5 protein-coding genes are annotated in these 5,389 nt (G+C 74.9%); 2 read left to right on the forward strand and 3 right to left on the reverse strand.

Translation table 11 applies throughout. The features are described from left to right. The coding region (locus tag E1285_RS42850; protein ID WP_347814131.1) for a CHAT domain-containing protein at positions 1-2,370 on the forward strand (2,370 nt) is incomplete at its 5' end. 23 nt (positions 2,371-2,393) lie between these two features. On the opposite strand, the gene E1285_RS42855 is transcribed toward E1285_RS42850, so the two are convergent. The 3 genes from E1285_RS42855 to E1285_RS42865 form a co-directional block, all read right to left on the reverse strand. Beyond that, positions 2,394-3,224, reverse strand: a complete 831-nt coding sequence (locus E1285_RS42855) for a sulfurtransferase (RefSeq protein WP_207947239.1) — start codon at positions 3,222-3,224, stop codon at positions 2,394-2,396. Between the two features lie 122 nt (positions 3,225-3,346). Continuing rightward, the gene (locus E1285_RS42860; protein ID WP_243723452.1) at positions 3,347-4,474 is read right to left on the reverse strand and encodes a nucleotide pyrophosphatase/phosphodiesterase family protein; all 1,128 of its coding nucleotides are present in this window, start codon (positions 4,472-4,474) and stop codon (positions 3,347-3,349) included. 40 nt (positions 4,475-4,514) lie between these two features. Then, entirely contained in the window at positions 4,515-5,096 is a 582-nt protein-coding gene (locus tag E1285_RS42865; RefSeq protein ID WP_132160649.1) for a DUF5998 family protein, read from the reverse strand. Positions 5,097-5,185: 89 nt separating this feature from the next. Between E1285_RS42865 and E1285_RS46990 the strand changes: the two genes are divergently transcribed. Then, positions 5,186-5,389: hypothetical protein (locus E1285_RS46990; protein ID WP_132160650.1), on the forward strand; the 204-nt coding region annotated here is incomplete at its 3' end.

Raw genomic sequence — 5,389 nt, forward strand, 5'->3', positions numbered from 1 at the left:
CTGGAGGAGGGGCTCGCCTTCCTTCACCGGGCCCTGGAACTGGCCGTCGACGCCGAGGACGGCTACGCGGCGGCGCAGGTGCGGATGAACCTCGTCGGCCTGCTCACAGCGCGCGGGGACCTCTCCGGGGCGCTCGCTCTGGTGCGGGAGGCGGAGAGCGTACTGCGCGGGGCGGACGCCGATCGTCTGGCCGCCAACAAGGCGTGCGCTCTGGCGAGGGCCGGGCGGCTGGACGAGGCGCACAGCGTGGCCGTCCAGGCCCTGCCTCGCTTGAGGGAAGGGGACGATCCGGCCGTGCTCAACGGCCTCCTCACCAACCTCGGGCTCGCGCAGGCGTTCCGTGGCGACTTCGGTGGTGCGGAGAGCGCTCTGGCCGAAGCCGTCGACGTTGGTGAAGCGGCTGGGCTACGGCATCAGACGGCGATGTCCAAGGGGAATCTCGCCTTCGCGGTGTCGCGGCGCGGGGACGTTCCGCGCGCGCTTCGGCTCTTCGCTGAGGCCGAGCCGCATCTGACCGGTGAGCGTCTGGCCCAATGCCGGTTCGACCAGGCGGAGACCCTCATCATGGCGGGTCTACCGGGCGAGGCCCGTCCTGTCCTCATCGCCGCCCTGGAGGCCGCCACCGCCAACGGCTACGGCTGTGACACCGCGGACGGGTTCCTCCTTCTCGCCCACGCCGAACTGGCAGACGGCAACCCGGAACGGTGCACGGACGCGGCCGAGCGGGCACGCGCCGCCTTCGCCGGGCAGGAGCGCGCCGGATGGATGCTGCTGGCCGAGCACGTGCTGCTCAGGGCGCGGTGGGCGTCCGGTGAACGCTCGGCCGTGCTGCTCCGTTCGGCGGAGGCCACGGCCGGCCGGCTGGAAAGCGGCGGTTGGGTCGATGCCGCCAACGAGGCCCGCATCGTCGCCGCCCGCGTGGCGCTGTCGCTGGGCAGACCGGCCGGGCACCTGCTCTCACCGGTCGCACGTTCGCGGGGCTCCGCGTCCGCGCAGGTCGCCGCCTGGCACGCCGTCGCCCTCGAACGCGCCGCGCGGGCCGACCACGGCGGCGCGGTGGACGCGGTCAGGGCCGGTCTCCAGGTCACCGAAGACCACGCGGAGGCGCTCGGTGCGCTGGACCTGCGGGCACGCGCGGCGGGGCTGGCCTCCGAGTTGTCCGACCTCGGGCTCGGCCTGGCCCGCTCGGCGGCGGAACTGCTCGCCGTCGAGGAGCGGCGGCGGGCGATCGCGCGTCCCGGCCGGGTCCGTCCGCCCCGGGATCCCGAGCGGGCGGCGGCGCTGACCGCGCTGCGCGTCCTCAGCGCCGAGCAGACGGCAGGGGTGGCCCGGGGCGGGACGCCGGGGCCGTCGGAGGACATGGCGGCCCTGGAGGCGAAGGTCCGCGCGCGGACGCGGCGCCGCCCGCCGGGCGCGTCCCCGCCGCGCTCACCCGGCATCGCCGAGATCGCCGGCGCGCTCGGTGAACGGGCCCTCGTCGAGATGATCTCGATCGGGGCCGAGCTGCACGCCGTCTGCGTCGCCGGCGGTGCAGCCCTCCGCCATCGCCTCGGGTCGTGCGGCGACGCCATCCGGGAGGCCGGGCTAATCCGATTCGCCGTCCGCCGCCTCGCCGCGGCCGACGACCCGGAGGGGCTCTCCGCCTTGACGGACGCGGCCCGGCGTCTGGACAGGTTCCTTTTCGATCCCCTGCGCTCTCACCTCGGCGACCGGGAGCTCGTCATCGCCCCGACCGGTGCGCTGCACGGCCTCCCCTGGGCTGTGCTCCCGTCCCTGGCCGGACGTCCTTTCACGGTGGTCCCGTCCACCGGCGGCTGGCTGCATGCCCGCGAGCCCGGTCGCACGGGCGGGCACGCCGTCCTCGTGGTCGGGCCCGACCTCCACCACTCCGAGCGCGAGATCTCCACCCTTCGGCGCCTCCACCCTCGTGCAACCGTCCTGGACGGCCCGGACGCGCGCGCGGAACGAGTCCGAGACGCCCTCGACGGCGCCGCCCTCGCCCACATCGCCGCCCACGGCGAGTTCCGCGAAGGCAACCCGCTGTTCTCCCGGCTGCTTCTCGCCGACGGCCCGCTGATGGTCCACGACCTGGACGAGCTGACCGATCCGCCGCGCATGATCGTCCTGTCGGCGTGCGACATCGGACGGGCCGGGGAGGGCGACGCCGTGCTCGGCATGGCGGGCGCCCTCCTCGCCCTCGGCACCGCCACCGTGGTCGCCAGCGTCACCCCCGTCCGCGACGCGGCGACGCCGGAGTTCATGTCCGCCTTCCACACCGCCGTGGCCGCCGGTCAGACCCCGGCGCGCGCTCTCGCACGCGTCCCCCGCACCCCGGGCGTCGCCGGGTTCCTGTGCCTGGGCGCCGGCTGATGCGGCCGGCGCCGGCCACGCCGTCAGTTGCCGCCGGTGGCGACCGGATTGGACGGGTCCGTCACCCAGTTCGACCAGGAGCCCACGTAGAGGGCGGCGGGGATGCCGGCGAGGTTGAGCGCCAGGATCTCGTGGGCGGCCGTCACGCCGGAGCCGCAGTAGGCGCCGACGTCGAGGGCGTCCGTGGCGCCGAGCTTCGCGAAACGCTCGCGCAGCAGCTCGGGGGGCAGGAACCGGCCGTCCACGCCGACGTTGCCGGACGTGGGGGCGTTGCGGGCGCCCGGGATGTGCCCGGCGACGGGATCGACGGGCTCCTGGTCGCCGCGGAACCGCTCGGCGGCGCGGGCGTCGAGCAGGACACCGGCCGTGGCCAGTTCGGCGGCTCCCTCGGCGTCCAGGACGGGCAGGCGGCCCGGGTCGGCGATGAAGTCGCCGGGCTTGACGTCGGGTTCGGCGGTGCTCACCGGGCGCCCCGCCTCCGTCCAGGCGCGGAAACCGCCGTCCAGGACGCGGACCCGGTCATGGCCGAAATACCGGAGGGACCACCAGACGCGCGCGGCGGACATGGAGTCGGCGTCGTCGTAGACCACGACGAGGCTGTCCTCCGAGACGCCCGCGCGGCGCATGGCCGACTCGAAGGCGACGGGTTCGGGGAGGGGATGGCGGCCGCGTCTCCCGGGCGGTCCGGCGACGTCGCGGTCGAGGTCGACGAAGACGGCGCCGGGCAGGTGCCCCTTGCGGTAGGACTCGAACCCCGGGGGGCCCGCCAGATGCCATCGGACGTCCAGCAGGACCACGGGCGTGTGCCGCCGGAGAAGCCGGTCCAACGCGGGCACTTCGATGAGAGGGTGCACACCGCCAGTTTGACCGTCGGCGCCCGGATTAGGGAGGGGCGGATCCGGGTTCATCTCAAACTCCCCACGTGCGTCAGGGCGAGTGCGTTCCAGCGGCGGGCGCGTTCCAGGGCGGGTGCCCGTCAGGGCCGGGACGTGGTCAGCAGCGGCACGAGCTGCTCGGCCGGGACGAGCGACCCGTGCATGCCGACCATCTGCTCCAGCCACGGTTCCCGTTCGGACGCGACGATCGCGAGATCGGTGTGCGGGACCGCGACCACGTCGCCGACGCGCTCCAGCATCCCGTCGCCGACCGGACCGAACCAGCCGTGCTCGGCGGCCTGCTCGCGCGGGACGACCCACGCCCGGTCGCCCAGCAGGGCCGTCCAGGCGGCGAGGACGTCGGCGTGGGCGCCTGGTTCGCTGTAGACGTACCGGGCGCGCGCGTCCCCGCCGAGGAGGGCGACACCCTCCCGCAACTCGGGGACCGTGTCGACGTCCACACGCTCCGTAGGATCGACCATCCCGTGGTCGGCCGTCACGTAAAGCGCCGAACCGGGCGGCAGGACGGCCGCGATCTGCTGCACGAGGACGTCCACGAACCGCAGCTGGTGCCGCCAGTCGTGGGAGTCGACGCCGAAACGGTGGCCGGTCGCGTCCAGGTCGGCGTGGTAAGCGGTGACGTAGGAGCGGTCGCCGCGGCGCAGCGCCAGCTCGATCCGCCCGACCAGCTGGCCGAGGCTCTCGGCGCTGACGTACCGGGCACCGCGGGCGGTGGCGCGGCTGAGCGCGGTGCCTCGGTACTGGCGGAGCGAGACGTACGACGCCTCGACGCCGTCCGCCGCCGCTCGCTCGTACACGGTCGGGACCGGCTGGAACGTCTCCGGATCGGCGTCCTCCTCGTTCCAGAGCAGGCAGTTGAGCAGCCTGCCGGTGCCGGGAACCGCCACCTGGAGGCCGAGCAGCCCGTGCGCGCCCGGCGGCGCGCCCGTCCCCAGCGAACCCAGGCTGGTGACCGTCGTCGCCGGGAACCCGGACGTGATCGGGCGGCCCCGCATCGCGTTCAGGTACGGCGCCTCGTCCGGGTGGGCCTTGAGCTGCTCCCAGCCGAGACCGTCGACCAGCAGGACGCAGGCACGCGGCAGCGCGGGCAGATCCAGGACGTTCGGGGCGTCCGGGACGCCCAGCGACGCCAGCACCGAGGACGGGAGATCGGCGAGCGCGCCCGCCCCGTACCGCGGGGCGGGCGGCTCCACGCCCCGGGCGGTCACACGATTCACTTCTTCCACGCGGCCGGTTTCCGTCACCCCGTCACCGCGCGGTCGCCGCGGACAGTTCCTCGGCGAACGCCAGCACCTGGCCGACGGCGTCGCCGCCGTCGGCGGCCTCGCTCACCCGCAGGGAGAGGTCGTCGGCCGTGACGCTCCCGGTGTAGCCGTGGTCGGCCTCGCAGTTCTCGTCGCCGCACGTCGCGGGCTCAAGGTCGATGTGGGCGATGGCTCCCCAGCCGATGGTCAGCACGACCTCCGTCGGCGGCACCCCCGGCACGTACGACGCGGGGTCCGGGACGACCCGCGTCACCGCGACCGACTGGACGCGTTCCAGCTTGACGGCCTCGGTGGTCGTGGACGCGTGCGGCCGCGGCATGCCCTCGCCGGGCGGGTGCTCGTCGGTATGGCACACCAGCAGCCGGCTGGCCGACAGCACGAGCACGGTCACGTGCCGCCGCACCTCCATCGCGGGGTCGAACGTCGCCTCATGGTGGACCACGTAGGCGACGACGGGCTCGTCCCCGACGGCCGACTCCACCGCGTCCGCGACCAGGGCCGGGTAGTAACCGCTGCGGTCGATCGCACTGCGCAGACCGCTCACCGTCGCTCGGGTTTCCCTCATGGCCCCATCCTGCCCTGTCCAGGGCCGGACGCGCACATGACCGTCCCGGCTCACGGTCATTCGGGCGGGCACCGGGTACGGGAGTCGGCATGGACGAGAAGCCGCTTCCCAAGCCGCAGCCGGTCCCCCCGCCGACTCCCGACCCGGCGCCCAACCCGGAACCGCTGGTCCCGCCGACGGAGCCGCCGCCCGGACCGTCCCCGGGGCCCGCGCCGCGGCCTCCCGGGCCCGTCCCGCCCGGACCGGCGCCCGAACCGGTGCCGCCGGGACCGCCACCGGAACCCACACCGCCC

Origin of the sequence: Actinomadura sp. 7K507 (assembly GCF_004348425.1) — a bacterium.
GTDB lineage: Bacteria > Actinomycetota > Actinomycetes > Streptosporangiales > Streptosporangiaceae > Spirillospora.

Excerpts from the sequence above, each read along its gene's own strand:
- E1285_RS42865 (WP_132160649.1), bottom strand. The coding sequence starts at position 5,096 with ATGAGGGAAACCCGAGCGACGGTGAGCGGTCTGCGCAGTGCGATCGAC.